The organism is Duganella sp. BJB1802 (assembly GCF_013369445.1).
GTDB classification, from domain to species: domain Bacteria; phylum Pseudomonadota; class Gammaproteobacteria; order Burkholderiales; family Burkholderiaceae_D; genus Rugamonas; species Rugamonas vulcania_A.
Genome location: NZ_JABWEF010000008.1, coordinates 202,258 through 219,703, shown reverse-complemented (window position 1 = coordinate 219,703; position 17,446 = coordinate 202,258). Strand labels below are relative to the sequence as shown.

Below are 17,446 nucleotides of genomic sequence, written 5' to 3'. Positions count from 1 at the left end.
TCAGGCCATCTGCCCGATGGTCTTGCGGAAGCGCCGCAGCGAGGTGGCGAACAGCACCGCGCCGATCGCCACCAGCGCCAGCATCTGCGGCCAGATCACCGACAGTCCCGCGCCCCGGTACAAAATGGCCTGGGCGGCCGCGACGAAGTGGGTGGTCGGCGCGGCCAGCATGATGTCCTGCACCAGCACCGGCATGCTTTCGCGCGGCGTCGAGCCGCCCGACAGCAGTTGAAGCGGCAGCAGCACCAGCACCAGCAGCATGCCGAACTGCGGCATGCTGCGCGCCAGCGTGGCGAGGAAGATCCCCATCGAGGTGGTGGCGAACAGGTGCAGCGCCGTCACCAGCACGAACAGCGCGATCGAGCCGGTGATCGGCACGTGCAGCGCGCCCTGCACGATGAACAGCAGCGACGACAGCGCAGCCAGCACCACCACCGATCCCATCGACCACACCTTGGCCAGCATGATTTCCATCGGCGTCACCGGCATCACCAGCAAATGCTCGATGGTGCCGTGTTCGCGCTCGCGTATCAGCGCGGCGCCGGTCAAGATGATCGACAGCATGGTGACGTTGTTGATGATCTCCATCAGCGAGCCAAACCACGATTGCTCCAGGTTGGGATTGAAGCGCATCCGCAGGTCCAGGTCGACCGGCGGCGCGGCGGCCTGCTGCTGGCGGCGCAGGAAGTCGCCCACCTCGGCGCTGACGATCTGCTGGATGTAGCCGTTGCCGGTGAAGGCCTGGCTCATGCGCGTGGCGTCGATGTTGAGCTGGATGGACGGCGAACGGCCGGCCAGCGTGTCGCGTTGGTAGTCCGGCGGGATGGACAGCACGAAGGTGTAGTCGCCGTTGTCGAGGCCTGCGTCGGCCTGCGTGGCGTTCACCACGGACGGCGTGTGGAAGTGCGGCGGGTAGAAGCCGGCCGTGATCCGCGCCGACAGCGGCGAGCCGTCCAGGTCGACGATGGCGATGGCGGCGTTGTGCAGGCTTTCCGGCATCGCCGTGGCGGCCACGTAGATCGACAGCGTGAAGGTGTAGACGATCAGCACCAGCATGGCGGGGTCGCGCAGCAGGCTCCACAGCTCCTTGATGCCGAGGCGGTAGATGTGGGCCAGGCGGGTGTTCAATGGTACGCGCATGGTCATTGCTCCTGTTTGTCCAGCAGCAGCGCCGACAGCGCCAGGATCACCGGCACGGCCGCCAGCAGCGGCCACAGCGAGCCGCCCAGCTCACCCAGACCGAGCGCCTTGTTGAACACGCCCCGGCTGATGGTGAGGAAATGGGTGGCGGGGTAGATGCGGCCGATCAGCGCACCCGCGCCGGTCAGGCCGGACACCGGATTGAGCAGGCCGGCGAACTGCACGCAGGGGATGATGGTGCCGATCATGGTCACGAACAGCGCGGCGATCTGGCTGCGCGTGAAGGTCGACACCAGCAGGCCCAGGCCGGTGGAGCAGATCACGTAGATCAGCGCGGCCAGCGTCAGCGTGAACAGACTGCCCTTGACCGGCACGCCGAACACGGTGGCGGCCAGGATGGTCAGCAGCGCGAAGTTCAGCATGCCCAGCGCGATGTAGGGGATCTGCTTGCCGAGCAAGAATTCGAGCCGCGTCACCGGCGTCACGTACAGGTTGAGGATGGAGCCGAGCTCCTTCTCGCGCACCACCGACAGGGCGCTGAGCATGGCCGGGATCATCATCAGCAGCATCGGGATCACGGCCGGGATCATGGCCGGCAGGCTCTTGACGTCGGGGTTGTAGCGGTAGCGCGTCTCCAGCGTGCCGGAACCGGCCAGCTTCATGCCCAGGCGGTGCTGGGCCATGTCGGCCAGCCAGCCCATGTGCATGGCCTGGACGTAGCCGCGCGTGGTTTCGGCGCGCATCGGCATGGCGCCGTCGACCCAGGCGCCGACCGTCACCGGCGCGCCGCGTTGCAGGTCGCGGCCGAAGCCGGGCGGGATCTCGATCGCCAGCGCCAGTTCGCCGCTGCGCATGCGGCGGTCCAGGTCGTTGTAGTCGGCAATCGGGGCGCGTTCGATGAAGTAGCGCGAGCCGGACAGGTTGAGCGCGTAGTTCTGGCTCAAGCCGCTCTGGTCGCGGTCCAGCACGGCGTAGGACAGGTTTTCCACGTCCATGTTGATGCCGTAGCCGATGATGAACATCAGGATGGCCGTGCCCAGCAGCGCGAGCGTGGCGCGCACCGGGTCGCGGCGCAGTTCCAGCGTTTCGCGCAGCGTGTAGCTGAAGCCGCGTTGCAGGGCGCGGCGCCAGCGGGCGCGCGGTATGGCGGCGGATTGGGGCGATGGCGTTGCATCGGCGGCGCTCGGGGCGGCCGGGGCATCGGATGCGGCCGGAGCGGCTTCGCCGGCCGCTTCCTCCAGGTAGGAGATGAAGGCCTGCTCCAGCGTGTCGACGCCGCGCATGGCCGGCAGCGCGGCCGGGGCGGCGCTCACCAGCACGCGGCCGGCGTGCATCAGCGAGATGCGGTCGCAGCGCTCGGCCTCGTTCATGAAGTGGGTGGAGATGAAGATGGTGACCTGGTCGTTGCGGGCCAGGTCGATCATCAGGCGCCAGAACATGTCGCGCGCCACCGGATCGACGCCGGACGTCGGCTCGTCGAGGATCAGCAGCTCAGGCTTGTGGACCATGGCCACCGCCAGCGACAGGCGCTGGCGCACGCCCAGCGGCAGCTGCTCGGGCAGCGCGTCGAGCGAGGCGTCCAGGCCGAAGCGGCGCGCCATGTCGGCCACGCGGGCTTCGATCTCGGCCTCCGGCACGCTGAACATGCGGGCGTGCAGCACCAGGTTCTGCGCCACCGTCAGCTCGCCGTACAGCGAGAAGGCCTGCGACATGTAGCCCACGCGGCGGCGGGTGGCCATGTCGCCGGCGTCGACCTCGCGGCCGAACAGCAGGGCGCTGCCCTCGGTGGCCGGCAGCAGGCCGGTCAGCATCTTCATGGTGGTCGACTTGCCGCAGCCGTTGGAGCCGAGGAAGCCGAAGATCTCGCCGCGGCGGATGCGGAAGTCCACATGGTCGACCGCGACGAAATCGCCGAACCGCATCGTCAGGCCCTGGGCCTCGATGGCGATGCTGTCGTTGCCTTCGGACGGCTGGAACGGCGGCACCGTCACCGCTTGATGGTCGCCGCGCTTCTCGGCCGGCAGCAGCGCGATGAAGGCTTGCTCCAGCGTGGTGGTGCCGGTGCGCGTGCGCAGTTCCTGCGGCGTGCCGGTGGCCAGCACCTTGCCGCTGTCCATCGCCACCAGCCAGTCGAAGCGGTCGGCTTCCTCCATGTAGGCGGTCGCCACGACCACGCTCATGCCGGGACGCTGGCGGCGGATGTGGGCGATCAGGTCCCAGAACTGCGCGCGCGACAGTGGATCGACGCCGGTGGTCGGTTCGTCGAGGATCAGCAGGTCGGGATCGTGGATCAGCGCGCAGCACAAGCCGAGCTTCTGCTTCATGCCGCCGGACAGTTTGCCGGCCGGCCGTTGCAGGAAGGGCGCCAGGCCGGTGCTGGCGGTCAGCTCGTCGATGCGGCGCCGGCGGCTGGCCGCGTCGTGGCCGAACAGGCGGCCGAAGAATTGCAGGTTCTCCTCCACCGACAGCGTCGGATACAGGTTGCGGCCCAGGCCCTGCGGCATGTAGGCGATGCGCGGGCAGACGTCGTCGCGATGGCGCTTGCTGCGCATGTCGCCGCCGAGCACCGTCACGCTGCCTTGCTGCACGGCGCGGGCGCCGGCCACCAGCGACAGCAGGCTGGATTTGCCGACGCCGTCCGGGCCGATCATGCCGACCATGCGGCCGGCCGGCAGATCCAGGTCGATCGATTGCAGGGCGCGGGTGTCGCCGTATTGCAGTGTGACGCCACGCAGCGCGGCCACGCCGGCTGCGCTTGCGTCGCTCATTGCGGCACCTTGATTTCCAGGTTGGCCGGCCATGGCGTGCTGGCGTCAAGCTGCACCCAGGCCACGCCGGGCAGGCCGGTCTTGACCAGTTTCATGTGCTTTTGCAGCAGCGCCGGATCGATCTGCGCCTTGACGCGGAACATCAGCTTCTGGCGCTCGCTGGTGGTCTCCACCGTTTTGGGCGTGAACTGCGCGGTGCTGGCGACGAAGGACACGCGCGCCGGCAGCACGTACTGCGGCGCGGCGTCGAGGATCACGCGCACCGGCGCCCCCAGCGCCAGCTTGCCGGCGGCCTGCTCGGACACGAAGAAGGTCATGTAGACGTCGGCCAGGTCGACCAGGTTGAGCACCTTGCCGCCGCTGCCCAGCACTTCGCCGGCCTGCGCGATGCGGTATTGCACGCGCCCGGCGCGCGGGGCGGTCAGGGCGCTGTCGACCAGGTCGACGTCGATGCGGTCGACCGTGGCCTTGGCGGCGGTGACCGAGGCGCGGGCGCCCGCCACCTGGGTGCGCGCGGCTTCGACGGCGCTGCTGGCCGCTTCCACTTGCGCGCGGGCGGCGCGGATCACGGCGCTGGTGGCGCGCACGCGGGCGCGGTCGTCGTCCAGCTCCTGTTCGGACGAGGCGCCTTCGAGCACCAGCGTTTCGGAGCGCTTGAGGCGGCGCTGGGCGGCATCGAGTTCGCTTTCGCGCTGCACCACCAGCGCCTGCGCGGCCTGGTAGTCACTCTGGCGCATGGCGACCATGGCGTCGGCGCTGGCGACGGCGGTTTGCGCCTGCGCCTGGCGGGCGGCGGCTTCGTCGCGCTGCGCTTGCAGCGAGGTGGCCTGCATGTGGGCCAGCACCTGGCCGGCGGCGACGAAGTCGCCTTCGTTGACGGCGATGTCCTGCAGGCGGCCGGGCAGCTTGGCGGCGACGTCGATCTCGGTCGCTTCGATGCGGCCGTTGCCGCTGGTGAATTCGGGGCCGGGGCCGGTCGGGTGCATGCGGTACCAGGCGTAGCCGGCGCCGGCCAGCAGGGCGGCGCCGACGGCGGCCGCGGCGAGTTTGCGTGTCAGGTCTGGGGTCATATGCGGGTCAGGGGAAGGTCAATGGAAGCGAGCGGCGGCGCGGCCAGCACGGGGTCGCCGCCGAGCGCGCTGTACAGGGCGATGCCGGCGCCCAGCAGGGCGCGGCGCAGCTGGATCAGCTGCTGTTCGGCGCTGAGCAGGTCGCGCTGGGCGTCGAGCACGTCGAGGAAGGGCGCGGCGCCGCTGTCGTAGCGCAGCTGGGACAGGCGGGCGCGTTCGCGTTGTACTTGCAGGGTGCGTTCGGCGATGCCCACCTGCGCGCTCAGCCAGGTTTGGGCGGACAGCGCGTCGGCCACGTCGCGGAAGGCGCCCTGGATGGTCTTCTCGTAGTTGGCGATGGCGCTGTCGCGGCGCGCTTCGGCCAGCGTCAGGTTCTGGCGGCGGCGGTCGCCGTCGAACAGCGGCAGCGTGATGCTGGGGGCGAAGGTCCACGAGCGGCTGCCGCCGGCGAACAGGCCGTCCAGCTCGGCGCTGGCGGTGCCCAGCGCGGCGGTCAGGCTGACCTGCGGGAAGAAGGTGGCGCGGGCGGCGCCGATGTTGGCGTTGGCCGCGCGCAGCTGGTGCTCGGCGGCGACGATGTCGGCGCGGCGCTCCAGCAATGCGGACGGCAGGCCGGGGGCGAGCGCGGGCAGCGGGTCGGCCAGGTTGCCGGCCGCGTTGGCGGCTTCGGCGTCCAGCGGCGCCAGCGCGTTGGGGCCGCCGACCAGCAGTTGCAGCGCGTGGCGCTTGCGGTCGCGCTCCTGCTCCAGCTGGCTGGCGAGCGCCTGCGCTTGCAGCAGCAGGGTTTCGACCTGGGTCAGGTTCAGGCGCGAGGTGGCGCCGACCGCGACCCGGCGCGAGAAGATGCGGTAGCTTTCCTGGCGGGTGGCCAGCGTGCGGCGGGCCAGCGCGATGCGCTGGTCGATCTCGCGCACGTCGAAGTAGCCCTCGGCCACGTGGGTGATCAGCGACATGGTGATGGCGCGGCGCGCGGCGTCGCTGGCCAGGTAGTCTTCCAGCGCGGCCCCGCGCAGGCTGGCCAGGCGGCCCCACAGGTCGATCTCCCAGGCGCTCACGCCCAGTCCGGCCTGGTACTGGCTGGTGATCATCTCGTGGCGCGTCAGGCTCAGGTCGGCCGGCACCTGCTGGCGCTGTCCGCTCGCTTGCGCGGCCACGATAGGGAAGCGGTTGGCGCGCTCGATGCCGTAGGCGGCGCGGGCCTGCTCGACGCGCAGGACGGCGATGCGCAGGTCGCGGTTCTGCGCCAGCGCCTCGACGATCATGGCCTGCAGCGCCGGCGGCGCGAAGTAGCCGCGCCATTCGGGCAGGGCGGCGGCGCCGGTGGCGGCGGGCGCGTCGTAGCGGTCGGCGACCGGCAGCGGCGGCCGGGTGTACTGCGGCGCCATCGAGCCGCAGCCTGGCAGCAGCATCGCGGCGGACAGCACGGCGGACAGCGCGGCCGCGCTCACGGCGGTGCGTGGCCTGGCGAACGGCGCAGGCTGGAACATAGTCAAACTCCTGGTGATTGGTGGGTGATGCCGAAAATCAAGCAGCGAGGGCAGTGTACGGCGGCAGTCAAGCGCGTGTAATTGATGTAGATCAAAAATCAATAAACGGACGGCGGGCGCCGTCCGTCCGAGGGGAACTTACGGGGAACTTACGGGTGCTGCTGGCGGTAGCGGTGGGCCAGCATCAGCGCCAGCGCGGCCGAGGCGGTGCGGGCGGCGGCGTCGTCGGCGCGGCTGGTCAGGGCGATCGGCACGGCCGCGCCCAGCACCACGCCGCACACGGCGGCGCCGGCCAGGTATTCGAGCTGCTTGGCCAGCAGGTTGCCGGCCTCCAGGTCGGGCGCGATCAGGATGTCGGCGTGGCCGGCCACCTCGGAGACGATGCCTTTCACGCGCGCGGCCATCGGCGAGATGGCGTTGTCGAAGGCCAGCGGGCCGTCCAGCAGCGCGCCGCTGATCTGGCCGCGCTCTGCCATCTTGCACAGGGCGGCCGCGTCCAGCGTGGACGGGATCTTCGGCGTGACGGTCTCGACCGCCGACAAGATGGCGACCTTGGGCAGGGGCGTGCCCAGCGCGTGCGCCAGCTCGATGGCGTTCTGCACGATGTCGACCTTGTCGTCCAGCGTGGGCTGGATGTTGAGCGCGCCGTCCGAGATCAGCAGCACCTTGTCGTACAGCGGCACCTCGATGCGGAACACGTGCGACAGGCGGCGCGCCGTGCGCAGGCCCGGCGCGGCCAGCACGGCGGAAATCATCTCGTCGGTGTGCAGGCTGCCCTTCATCAGCATTTCGACCTCGCCGGCGGCGGCCATGGCGGCGGCGCGCGCGGCCGCCGCGTGGCTGTGCGGCACGTCCACCAGCTCCACGCCTTCCAGCGACAGGCCGGCGCTTTCGGCCAGGGCCCGCAGCCGCGCCTCCGGGGCGATCAGCACCGGCACGATCAACTTGTGGGCGGCGGCGTCGAGGGCTCCGCGCAGCGATGCCTCGTCGCAGGGATGGACCACGCCGCAGCGCACCGGCGTCAGCGGCGCCGCCGCTTCCATCAGGCTGGCATAATTGGCGTGCACCTGGGACAGACTGATGGACGGCATGTGGACGCGCGGCCGGCGCACCTTCTCGCTCGGCGCGATCACCGTGGCGACGCCGTTCAGCACCACGGCGCCGGTCTGGTTCTTGATCTCGCAGTCGAGCAACACATGTTTCTTGGCGGGCTCCATCGACGTCACCGTGGCGGTGATGCGCAGCTCGTCGCCGATACGCACCGGCTTGAGGAATTGCAGCGTCTGCCCGAGGTAGATCGTGCCGGGGCCGGGCAGCACCGTGCCCAGCAGGCGAGAGATCAGCGCCGCGCCCCACATGCCGTGCGCGATCACGCCGTGGAACAGCGTGTGGCCGGCGTATTCGGGATCGACGTGGGCGGGGTTCACGTCGCCGGAGACGGCCGCGAAGGCGGCGATGTCCTCCTTGGTCAGCGTGCGGCACAGGCGCGCGGTCTGGCCGACATGCAATTCGTCGTAGGTGATATTCTCGATGATGTCGTCGGAAGCGTTCATGATTGTGGGAGTTGGTTAACAATGCAGGGCAGTCTAGAGAGCGCCCTCCCGGAAGTATTTGATCCAGATCAAATACTTCGGGGACACGCCCCAACCATAATCTATGCATCTTACATCCAGGAGGACAAGTGAAAACCGCACAGCTGAAAGTAGTTCCGACCACGGCACCGAAGCCGCCGGCCGCCGAGGAGCAAAGCAACGCGCTGGACCTGTACCTGCAAAGCCAGATGGCGCGCCTGACGGGCGGCGTGTCGCCGATCGCGATGTCGCTGGCGTTCCAGGACTGGCTGCAACACCTGGCGGTCGCGCCGGGCAAGTGCACCGAGCTTGCCGCCAGCTATCTGGGCGGACTGGCCCCGGGCGGCAAGCCGGCCGTCGGCGGCGACAGCCGTTTCGACAGCGACGCCTGGCGGCAATGGCCCTACGCACAGTATGCGCAGAATTTCAAGCAGGCGGAGCAGTTCTGGGACCAGGCCACCAGCGGCGTGCGCGGCGTGGCGCCGCATCATGCCGAGGTGGTGGCTTTCACCGCTCGCCAGCTGCTGGACATGTACTCGCCGTCGAACTTCCCGTGGACCAATCCCGAAGTGCTGCGGGCGGCCGCCGCCAGCGGCGGGCGCAGCCTGATGGACGGCGCGCTCAACTGGCGGCGCGACCTGTGCCGCCGCCTGGCGCCGCCGGACATGGCGGTGCCGGAGCCGACCGGGCCGAGCTACGTGCCGGGCCAGGACGTGGCGGTGACGCCGGGCGAGGTCATCTTCAGCAACGAGCTGATCGAGCTGATCCAGTATTCGCCGCAGACCGAGCACGTCTACCGCGAGCCGGTGCTGATCGTGCCGTCGTGGATCATGAAGTACTACATCCTCGACCTGTCGCCGCACAACTCGCTGGTGCGCTACCTGGTGCAGCAAGGGCATACCGTGTTGATGCTGTCCTGGCGCAATCCCGACCAGCACGACCGCGACATGGGCATGGACGACTATCTGCGGCTGGGCGTGTTCGCCGCGCTGGAGCAGGCCGACCGGCTGGGCGGCGGCGTGCCGGTGCATGCGGTCGGTTACTGCCTGGGCGGCACGCTGCTGGCGATCGCCTCGGCCGCCATCGATTCGGGCGAGCACGGCAAGCATGCCAAGCTGGCCTCGGTGACCTTGCTGGCGGCGCAGACCGACTTCAGCGAGCCGGGCGAACTGGGCCTGTTCATCGACGACAGCGAGCTGGCCTTCCTCGACGCGCTGATGTGGGACCAGGGCTACCTGGACGGCGACCAGATGGCCGCCTCGTTCCAGTTGCTGCATGCACGCGACCTGGTGTGGTCGCGCATGATGCGCGAGTACCTGATGGGCGAGCGCACCGCGCCCAACGACCTGATGACGTGGAACGCCGATAGCACCCGCCTGCCGTTCCGCATGCACAGCGAGTACCTGCACGGGCTGTTCCTGCGCAACGACCTGGCCGAGGGGCGCTACCTGGCGCAGGGCAAGCCGATCGCGCTGTCCGACATCCGCACGCCGATGTTCGTGGTCGGCACCGAGCGCGACCACGTTTCGCCGTGGCGCTCGGTGTACAAGATCCATTTGCTGAGTGGTGCGGTGATCGACTTCGTGCTGGCGTCCGGCGGACACAACGCGGGCATCGTCTCCGAGCCCGGCCATGCCAACCGCAGTTACCGCTGCCATCCCGACAACGTGGCCGGCGCCGGCTACAACAGCCCGCAGGAATGGCTGGACAGCGCGGACCGCAAGGAGGGTTCATGGTGGCCGCACTGGCAGCAATGGCTGGTGCGCCATGGCGACCGGCATCGCGTGGCGCCGCCGGCCATGGGCCTGGGCCGGGTGTTGGGTCCGGCGCCAGGACGGTTCGTGTTGCAGCACTAAATGGAGGGGCTGGTCTCAGTGCGAGATCAGCACCGGCAGCGTCATCCCGCGCAGCACGCTGCGGGTGGCGCCGCCCAGCAGCGTTTCATGCAGGCGGCGGTGGCCGTAGCCGCCCATCACCAGCAAGTCGCAACCGCGTTCGGCCGCCGCGCCCAGCAGGGCGGCGCCGGCCTTCAGCGTCGTGAACTCGCGCATCACATCCACCCGCAGGCCGTGGCGAGCCAGGAACAGCGCCATGTCGGCGCCCGGCTCGCCGCCGTGGCGGGCCTTGTCCTGGTCGGCGTTCAGCACCAGCAGCGTGATGCGTTCGGCCAGCTTCAGCAAGGGCAGCGCGTCGGTGAACGCGCGCGCCGCCTGGTTGCCGCCATCCCACGCCAGCAGCGGATGGCGGAAGGCGCCCGGCCCCGGCGGGTTGCCGGCCGGGTTGCCGGCGTTCGGCGCCAGCAGCAGCGGCCGGCCGCCTTGCAGCAGCAGTTCCGGCGGCAGCGGACGGCTGATGCCGAACTGGATGTCGTCGGGATCGGTCTGGCCCAGCACCAGCAGGTCGGCGTAGCGCGCGTGCTGCAGCAGGCCGCTTTCCGCGTCGTCCTCGTACAGGCTGCTGGACCACTGGTCCACGCCGGCCGCCGCCACGTCGCGCTCGAACGTCGCGAGCGCGGCGCCGGCCTGACGGCGCAGATGGTCGAGCACGTGCGGCGGCAGCGGCCACGCGCCCAGGCTGTCGTTCCATTCCGCATAACGCGAAATGCCGGTGAGCGCGACGCCCGTCAAATGCGCGCCGGCGGCCAGGGCGACCCTGGCGGCCAGCGCGTAACGGGCCGCGGCGTGCTGCGACTGGTCGCAGTGCACGACGATGGTCTTGTAGCTCATCGCCGTTCCTTAGTGCGACATCAGCACCGGCAACGTCATCGATGCCAGGATGGTGCGCGTGACACCGCCCAGCACCGTTTCGCGCCAGCGTTGATGGCCGTAGGCGCCCATCACCAGCAGGTCGTTGCCGAGGTCGGCCGCCAGCGACAGCAGGGCCTCGCCGACGTTCATGCCTTCCGGCTTGGGCTGCTGCAGGACTTCGACCTTGACGCCGTGGCGCGCCAGGAACAGCGCGATGTCGGCGCCCGGCTCGGCGCCGTGCACGCCGTATTGACGGCTTGGATCGAACACCACCAGCGTCACGCGGGCGCTGCGGCGCAGCAGCGGCAGGGCGTCGGTCACGGCGCGGGTGGCGGCGCGGCTGCCGTCCCAGGCGACCAGTGCGTGGCGGTCGATGTGCGGGTAGGTGCCGGCATACGGCACCACCAGCACCGGACGGCCGCCGTTCAACGCCTGATAGGCCGCCAGGCCGGGGCCCATCAGCAGGCCTTCCTCGCCCGGTTCGCACTGGCTGAGCACGACCAGGTCGGCGTAGCGCGCCTGGAACACCAGGCCGTTCTGGGCTTCGTCGTCGCTGATGCGGCGCTCGTAGCGCACGTCGGCCTTGCGGGCCTGGTCTTCGAAACGTTCCAGCGAGCTTTCGGCGTTCCGAACCAGGTCGTCGAGCTGGTCCTGCGGCACCACGCCGCCATACATCATGGCGCTGTTGCGGTAGAACTCGCCCGAGATACCGGTGGTGGCCGCGCCGATCAGGTGTGCGTCCTGATCGCGGGCCAGGCGCGCCGCCACGTCGATACGCTCCGGGGCGTGCTCCGAGCTGTCAACGTGGACGAGTATGGTTTTGTAGGACATGGCGTTCTCCAGGTCAATTGAAAAACTCAGGCTAACAAACGCCTTACGTAAAATATATGATCTGGATCAAATGCCCCACAAACGGGCGCTACTCGGTGCGCAGGCCGCCGCCCAGCGCCTTGTACAGCGCCACGGCGTTGCCGAACTCGTTGCGCCGCAGTTCCAGCTGGGTTTGCTGGGCGGCGTACAGCAGGCGTTGGGCGTCCAGCAGCTCCAGGCGGCCGTCCTGGCCGGCGTCGTAGCGCAGGCGGGATAGTTCGAGGCGGCGCTCGGCGCTGCCGACCACCCGCGACTGGGCTTCGATCTGGCGGCCGTAGGTGGCCCGGCCCGCCAGGCCGTCGGCGACCTCGCGGAAGGCGGTCTGCACGGCTTTTTCATATTCGACCACGGCGGCGGACTTGCGCACCTCGGCCAGCCGCAGTTCGGAGCGCAGCCTGCCGTGGTTGAACAGCGGCTGCGTGATCTGCGGCGCGAACGACCAGACGCGGTTGCCGCTGTCGAACATGCCGGACAGCGAGGGGCTGGCGTAGCCGAGGCTGGCCGTCAGCGAGATCTGCGGGAAGAACGCGGCACGGGCCGCGCCGATGTCGGCGTTGGCGGCCACCAGCGCCTGCTCGGCCTGGCGGATGTCGGGACGGCGGGTCAGCAGGTCGGAGGGCAGGCCGGCCGGCAGCTGCACCAGCACCGGCTGCTTGTCCAGCGCCATGCCGGGCGGCAGGGCGTCCGGTGCGCGTACGCCGGTCAGCAGGTCCAGCGCGTTGCCGGCCAGCGCCACGGCGCGCAGGCGCGCTTCGCGGTCGGCCTGGGCGGTGGCGACCTGGCCCTCCGCTTCGGCGACGTCCAGGCCGCTGCGCTGGCGGGCGGATTTCAGCTGCTTCGCCAGTTCCAGCGAGCGCTGCCAGTCGGCCAGCGTGCGCTCGGTCAGCTGCAGCTGTTCTTCCGCCAGGCGCTGGGCGAAGTAGGCGTCGGCCACCGCGCCCACCAGCGAGATCTGCACGGCGCGACGGTTTTCGTCGCTGGCCATGTAACGCGCGAAGGCCGATTCGGACAGCGCGGCCATGCGGCCGAACACGTCGAGCTCGAAGGCGCTGATGCCCAGGCCGGCGGACTTCTGGCTGTCCACCACGCCGGCGCTGCGTTGCTTCACCAGTCCGGCGTTGGCCGTCAGCGTGGGCAGGCGGTTGCTGTCCTGGATGTCGAACTGCGCGCGCACCGACTGCACGTTCAGCAGCGCCAGCCGCAGGTCGCGGTTGTTCTTCAGCGCCAGGTCGATCAGCGCGCGCAGGCGCGGATCGCCGAACATGGTCTGCCAGCCCAGATCGGCGGCGTTGGTGGACGAGGCGGCCTCGCCATAGCTGGCCGGCAGCGGCGCCGGCGGTTGCTCCAGCACCGGCGTCAGCGAACAGGCGCCCAGCAGCAGGACCGTGGCCAAAACGGCGGGGATACGGATATTGCTCATCATGCTTGCTCCACAACGAGGTCCGCCGCCGGCTGGCGCTTGGCGCCGAACCGTTCAACCAGACCCAACACAAAGACATAAAACACCGGCACGAAGAAGATCGCCAGCAAGGTGGCGCTGACCATGCCGCCGAACACGCCGGTGCCGATGGCGTGCTGGGTCTCGGAGCTGGCGCCGCCTGCCAGCATCAGCGGCAGCACGCCCAGCGCGAAGGCCAGCGAGGTCATCAGAATCGGCCGCAACCGCAGGCGCGCCGCCGCGATGGCCGACTCGACCAGGCCCTTGCCATCCTGATGCATCTGCTTGGCGAACTCGATGATCAGGATCGCGTTCTTGGCCGACAGGCCGATCACGGTGATCATGCCGACCTTGAAGAACACGTCGTTCGGCATGCCGCGTATCATCACGGCGGCCACGCAGCCGATCAGGCCCAGCGGCACCACCAGCATCACCGACAGCGGAATCGCCCAGCTCTCATACAGCGCCGCCAGCACCAGGAACACCACCAGCATCGACAGCGCCATCAGCATCGGCGCCTGCGCCGACGATTGCTTCTCCTGCAGCGAGATGCCGCTCCACTCGACCGCGAAGCCGGGCGGCAGCTGGCGCGCCAGCCGTTCCATCTCCGCCATGGCCTCGCCGCTGGACGTGCCGGGCGCGGCGCTGCCGCTGATGCGCGCGGCCGGATAGCCCTGGTAGCGCACCATCTGCAGCGGCATGTCGCGCCACACCGGCGTGACCACCTCGCTCAGGCGCACCATGCCGCCGGCCGCGTTGCGCACGTGCAGGCGCAGCACGTCGTCCAGCTGCATGCGGGCGCCGGCGTCGGCCTGGATGATCACCTGCTGCATGCGGCCGCGGTTGGGAAAATCGTTCACGTACTGCGAGCCCATCGCGGCCGACAGCGTCTCGCTGATGCTGGTGAAGGCCACGCCCAGCGCCTCGGCCTTCTGGCGGTCGATATCGAGCTGGATGCTGGTGCCGTCGGGCAGGCCCTCGGGATAGGCGCCGACGATCAGCGGGCTTTTGGCGGCCAGCTCCAGCAGCTTGCCCTGCGCGGCCTTGAGCGCGGCGTCGCCCTGGTTGGCGCGGTCCTGCAGGCGCAGCGAGAAGCCCGACGAGTTGCCCAGATCGTCGATGGCGGGCGGCATCACGCTCATCACCATGCCCTCGGTGGTCTGCGACATCGCGGCCTGGGCCAGCGCCACTTCCTCCTGCACGGTGGCGCCGTCGCGCTTGTCCCAGTCCTTGAGCATGGTGAAGGCGATGGCGGCGTTCGGGCCGCTGCCGGTGAAGCTCCAGCCCAGGATGGACTGGTTGTTGGCGATGCCGTTGCGCGTGACCAGGTGATCCTCGAACTGCTTGACGATGTCGAGCGTGCGTTCGGTGCTGGCGTCGGACGGCAGCTGGATCGAGGTGATGAAGTAGCCCTGGTCTTCCTCCGGCAGGAAGGAGGCCGGCAGCACGCGGAAGGCGAACGCCAGCAGGCCGACCAGTACGGCGAACACCAGCATCACGCGGCCCGAGCGCTTGATCACGCGCGCGACGCCGCTCTCATAGCGCTGGTTCATGCGCTCGAACCGGCGGTTGAACCAGCCGAAGAAGCCGGTCTTCTCGTGATGGCCCGGATCGACCGGCTTGAGCAGCGTGGCGCACAGGGCCGGCGTCAGCGTCAGCGCCAGGAAGGCGGAGAACAGGATGGACACCGCCATCGACAGCGTGAACTGGCGGTAGATGGCGCCCACCGAGCCTGTGGCCAGCGCCATCGGAATGAACACCGCCGTCAGCACCAGCGTGATGCCGACCACGGCGCCGGTGATCTCGCGCATCGCCTTCGACGTGGCGGCCTTGGGCGACAGGCCCTCGGTGGCCATCAGCCGTTCGACGTTCTCGACCACGACGATGGCGTCGTCGACGATGATGCCGATCGCCAGCACCATGCCGAACATGGTCAGCACGTTGACCGAGAAACCCAGCAACAGCATGATGGCGAAGGTGCCAAGCAGCGCGATCGGCGCGACGATGGCCGGGATCAGCGTGTAGCGTATCTTCTGCAGGAACAGGTACATGACCAGGAACACCAGCAGCATCGCCTCCAGCAGCGTGTGCACCACTTTTTCGATGGAGATCTTGACGAAGGGCGCGGTGTCGAACGGCACCGAGTAGCTGATCCCGGCCGGTAGCGTCTTGCTCAGCTCATGCATGCGCTCGCGCACGGCCTGCGCCGTCTTGACCGCGTTGGCGCCCGGCGACAGCTGCACGGCGGCGCCGGTGGCGGCGCGGCCGTTCTCGCGGGTGGCGCTGGCGTAGTTCTGCGCGCCCAGCTCGACGCGGGCGACATCGCCCATGACGACCTTGGAGCCGTCCAGGTTGGCGCGCAGGACGATGGCGGCGAATTCCTCGGGCGTCCGCAACTGGCCCTGCACGGTCAGCGGGATCGACACGCGCTGGCCCGCCAGCGCCGGCGTGTCGCCGACGCGGCCGGGGGCGATCTGCGCGTTCTGCTGCGCCACCGCCGTGGCCAGGTCGGTCATGGTCAGCTTGTACGACACCAGCTTGTTCGGATCGACCCAGATGCGCATGGCCTTCTCGGCGCCGAACAGCTGCACGCGGCCCACGCCGGGAATGCGGCGCAGTTCCTCGACCACGTTGCGGGCCATGTAGTCGGCCAGTTCGATCTCGTCGTACTTGCCGTTGCTGGCGCTCAGGCCGACGATCATCAGGAAGCCGGAGCCGGCCGATTCGACGGACAGGCCGTTCTGGCGCACCGCCTGCGGCAGGCGCGGCTCGACCGATTTGAGGCGGTTCTGCACGTCCACCTGCGCCAGCTCGGGGTTGGTGCCGGGCTTGAAGGTGGCGGTGATCTGCGCCGAACCGGAGGTGTCGGCCGACGATTCGAAGTACAGCAGGTTCTTCACGCTGGACAGTTCGCGTTCGATCTGGCTGACCACCGCGTCGTTCATGGTCTGCGGCGTGGCGCCGGGATAGCTGGCGGAGATGCTGACGCTGGGCGGCGCCACGGACGGATAGCGCTCGACCGGCAACTGCGGGATGGCGATCAGTCCGAACAGCACGATGAAGATGGCGATCACCCAGCCGAACACCGGGCGGTCGATGAAAAATTGTGGCATGACGTAGTCCTTGCAGTGTTAGCGGTGCGCCGGCGCGCCGGCCATGGCGGTGGCGGTGTCGCGCTTCCATGGCGTGATGTCCAGTTTGGCGTCGGGCTGGATGCGGTCCAGTCCCTCGACGGCGATGCGCTCGCCGGCCTTCAAGCCTTTGGTGACAAGGTAGTTGTGGCCGACCAGCCCGCCCAGCTTGACCTCGCGCAGCGTGGCCTTGTTGCCGGGGTCCAGCACCCAGACGCGGGTGGCGCCGGCGTGCAGCACGGCTTGCTGCGGTACCAGGATGCCGTCGGCGTCTGCCATGCGGGCGATGCGGGCGCGCACGAACATGCCGGGCAGCAGCTGGCGGTCCGGGTTGGCGACCAGGATGCGCAGCACCATGTCGCCGGTGCCGGCGTCGACGTTGATGCCGGAGAACAGGATGCGCGCCTCCAGGCCGTAGTCCTTGCCGCCGCCGTCGAGGATGCTGGCCTTGGGCGGATGGGCTGCGTCGCCGCGCAGCGTGCGCAGCATCGAGGCCGGCTGGCGCACGTCCACATACACCTGGTCGATCTGCTGCACCCGCGCCATCGGCGTGGAGTCGGTCTGCGCCACCAGCGCGCCCTCGGTCACCAGTTCCTCGCCGATGCGGCCGGAGATCGGCGCCGTCACGGTCGCATAGCCGAGGTCGAGCCGGCGGCGCGCCAGCGTGGCCTTGGCCTGCGCCACTTCGGCCTGGGCCTGGTCGCGCTGGGAGACGGCGTCGTCGTAGGTTTGCTGGCTGACGGCGTCGGCCAGCACCAGCGGGCGGATGCGTTCGGCCTGGATCTTGGCGCGCACCAGTGCGGCCTCGGCGCGTTGCAGCGCGGCGGCGGCGGTGTCGGCCTCGGCCTGGAAGGGCGCGGTGTGGATCTGGAACAGCGGCGCGCCGGCCTTCACTTCGGCGCCTTGCTCGAACAGGCGGCGCTGGATGATGCCGCCCACCTGCGGCCTGATCTCCGCCGTGCGGAAGGCGGCGACGCGGCCGGGCAGGTCTTCGGCCAGCTCCACCGGGCCGGCGTCGACCGTCAGGGCCGACACCTTGGCCGGCGGCGGCGTTTCGTCGGGCGGCGCCTGGTGGCAGGCGGCCAGGGTCAGAAAGGTGAGCCCGGACAGCAGCGCCGGCAGGGCCTTGAGGTTGAATTGCTTGATGTGCATAGCTGGTCGTCCAAAGTGTTTTCCCTCCGTGAGGGAATGCAGGACTTGCGACTTTAACCACCCAACGTGGCC

Annotated in this window: 11 protein-coding genes; 1 reads left to right on the top strand and 10 read right to left on the bottom strand. The window is 69.5% G+C overall.

Going from position 1 to position 17,446, the window contains the following annotated elements; all coding sequences use genetic code 11:
• From HUX88_RS14925 to HUX88_RS14905, 5 genes are all read right to left on the bottom strand, one after another.
• Positions 1–1,140 carry an ABC transporter permease gene (locus HUX88_RS14925; RefSeq protein ID WP_117011008.1) on the bottom strand — a complete coding sequence of 380 codons (1,140 nt, stop codon included), beginning with the start codon at positions 1,138–1,140 and terminating at the stop codon, positions 1–3.
• Positions 1,141–1,142: 2 nt separating this feature from the next.
• On the bottom strand, positions 1,143–3,908 hold the full coding sequence (rbbA, locus tag HUX88_RS14920; protein ID WP_176362286.1) for a ribosome-associated ATPase/putative transporter RbbA: 2,766 nt from the start codon (positions 3,906–3,908) through the stop codon (positions 1,143–1,145).
• The gene (locus HUX88_RS14915; RefSeq protein ID WP_176362285.1) at positions 3,905–4,978 is read right to left on the bottom strand and encodes an HlyD family secretion protein; all 1,074 of its coding nucleotides are present in this window, start codon (positions 4,976–4,978) and stop codon (positions 3,905–3,907) included. The genes rbbA and HUX88_RS14915 overlap by 4 nt, the downstream gene beginning before the upstream one ends.
• A complete protein-coding gene (locus tag HUX88_RS14910) occupies positions 4,975–6,465 on the bottom strand; it encodes an efflux transporter outer membrane subunit (protein WP_176362284.1) in 1,491 nt (496 codons plus the stop codon). Before HUX88_RS14910 ends, HUX88_RS14915 begins: the two co-directional genes overlap by 4 nt.
• A 149-nt stretch (positions 6,466–6,614) precedes the next feature.
• Positions 6,615–8,018, bottom strand: a complete 1,404-nt coding sequence (locus tag HUX88_RS14905) for a bifunctional enoyl-CoA hydratase/phosphate acetyltransferase (RefSeq protein ID WP_176362283.1) — start codon at positions 8,016–8,018, stop codon at positions 6,615–6,617.
• A gap of 128 nt (positions 8,019–8,146) precedes the next feature.
• On the opposite strand from HUX88_RS14905, the gene HUX88_RS14900 reads away from it, so the two are divergent.
• Positions 8,147–9,892 carry an alpha/beta hydrolase gene (locus HUX88_RS14900; protein ID WP_117010998.1) on the top strand — a complete coding sequence of 582 codons (1,746 nt, stop codon included), beginning with the start codon at positions 8,147–8,149 and terminating at the stop codon, positions 9,890–9,892.
• Between the two features lie 15 nt (positions 9,893–9,907).
• On the opposite strand, the gene HUX88_RS14895 is transcribed toward HUX88_RS14900, so the two are convergent.
• From HUX88_RS14895 to HUX88_RS14875, 5 genes are all read right to left on the bottom strand, one after another.
• On the bottom strand, positions 9,908–10,762 hold the full coding sequence (locus HUX88_RS14895; RefSeq protein ID WP_176362282.1) for a universal stress protein: 855 nt from the start codon (positions 10,760–10,762) through the stop codon (positions 9,908–9,910).
• A 9-nt stretch (positions 10,763–10,771) separates the two neighbouring features.
• Positions 10,772–11,614, bottom strand: a complete 843-nt coding sequence (locus tag HUX88_RS14890; protein WP_176362281.1) for a universal stress protein — start codon at positions 11,612–11,614, stop codon at positions 10,772–10,774.
• 88 nt (positions 11,615–11,702) lie between these two features.
• Positions 11,703–13,073, bottom strand: coding sequence for an efflux transporter outer membrane subunit (locus tag HUX88_RS14885; protein WP_217916345.1), 1,371 nt, complete (start codon positions 13,071–13,073; stop codon positions 11,703–11,705).
• Complete coding sequence (locus HUX88_RS14880) at positions 13,073–16,204, bottom strand: efflux RND transporter permease subunit (protein WP_176362280.1); 3,132 nt, start codon at positions 16,202–16,204, stop codon at positions 13,073–13,075. Before HUX88_RS14880 ends, HUX88_RS14885 begins: the two co-directional genes overlap by 1 nt.
• An 18-nt stretch (positions 16,205–16,222) precedes the next feature.
• Positions 16,223–17,374: an efflux RND transporter periplasmic adaptor subunit gene (locus tag HUX88_RS14875; RefSeq protein WP_176362279.1), complete on the bottom strand. Its 1,152-nt coding sequence runs from the start codon at positions 17,372–17,374 to the stop codon at positions 16,223–16,225.
• Positions 17,375–17,446: the final 72 nt, after the last annotated feature.

What these genes read in the sequence shown, in the direction of transcription:
- HUX88_RS14925 (WP_117011008.1), bottom strand. Translation starts at nt 1,140, where the DNA reads ATGCGCGTACCATTGAACACCCGCCTGGCCCACATCTACCGCCTCGGC.
- HUX88_RS14880 (WP_176362280.1), bottom strand. Translation starts at nt 16,204, where the DNA reads ATGCCACAATTTTTCATCGACCGCCCGGTGTTCGGCTGGGTGATCGCC.
- HUX88_RS14915 (WP_176362285.1), bottom strand. Translation starts at nt 4,978, where the DNA reads ATGACCCCAGACCTGACACGCAAACTCGCCGCGGCCGCCGTCGGCGCC.
- HUX88_RS14885 (WP_217916345.1), bottom strand. Translation starts at nt 13,073, where the DNA reads ATGAGCAATATCCGTATCCCCGCCGTTTTGGCCACGGTCCTGCTGCTG.
- HUX88_RS14890 (WP_176362281.1), bottom strand. Translation starts at nt 11,614, where the DNA reads ATGTCCTACAAAACCATACTCGTCCACGTTGACAGCTCGGAGCACGCC.
- HUX88_RS14910 (WP_176362284.1), bottom strand. Translation starts at nt 6,465, where the DNA reads ATGTTCCAGCCTGCGCCGTTCGCCAGGCCACGCACCGCCGTGAGCGCG.
- HUX88_RS14895 (WP_176362282.1), bottom strand. Translation starts at nt 10,762, where the DNA reads ATGAGCTACAAGACCATCGTCGTGCACTGCGACCAGTCGCAGCACGCC.
- HUX88_RS14905 (WP_176362283.1), bottom strand. Translation starts at nt 8,018, where the DNA reads ATGAACGCTTCCGACGACATCATCGAGAATATCACCTACGACGAATTG.
- HUX88_RS14875 (WP_176362279.1), bottom strand. Translation starts at nt 17,374, where the DNA reads ATGCACATCAAGCAATTCAACCTCAAGGCCCTGCCGGCGCTGCTGTCC.
- rbbA (WP_176362286.1), bottom strand. Translation starts at nt 3,908, where the DNA reads ATGAGCGACGCAAGCGCAGCCGGCGTGGCCGCGCTGCGTGGCGTCACA.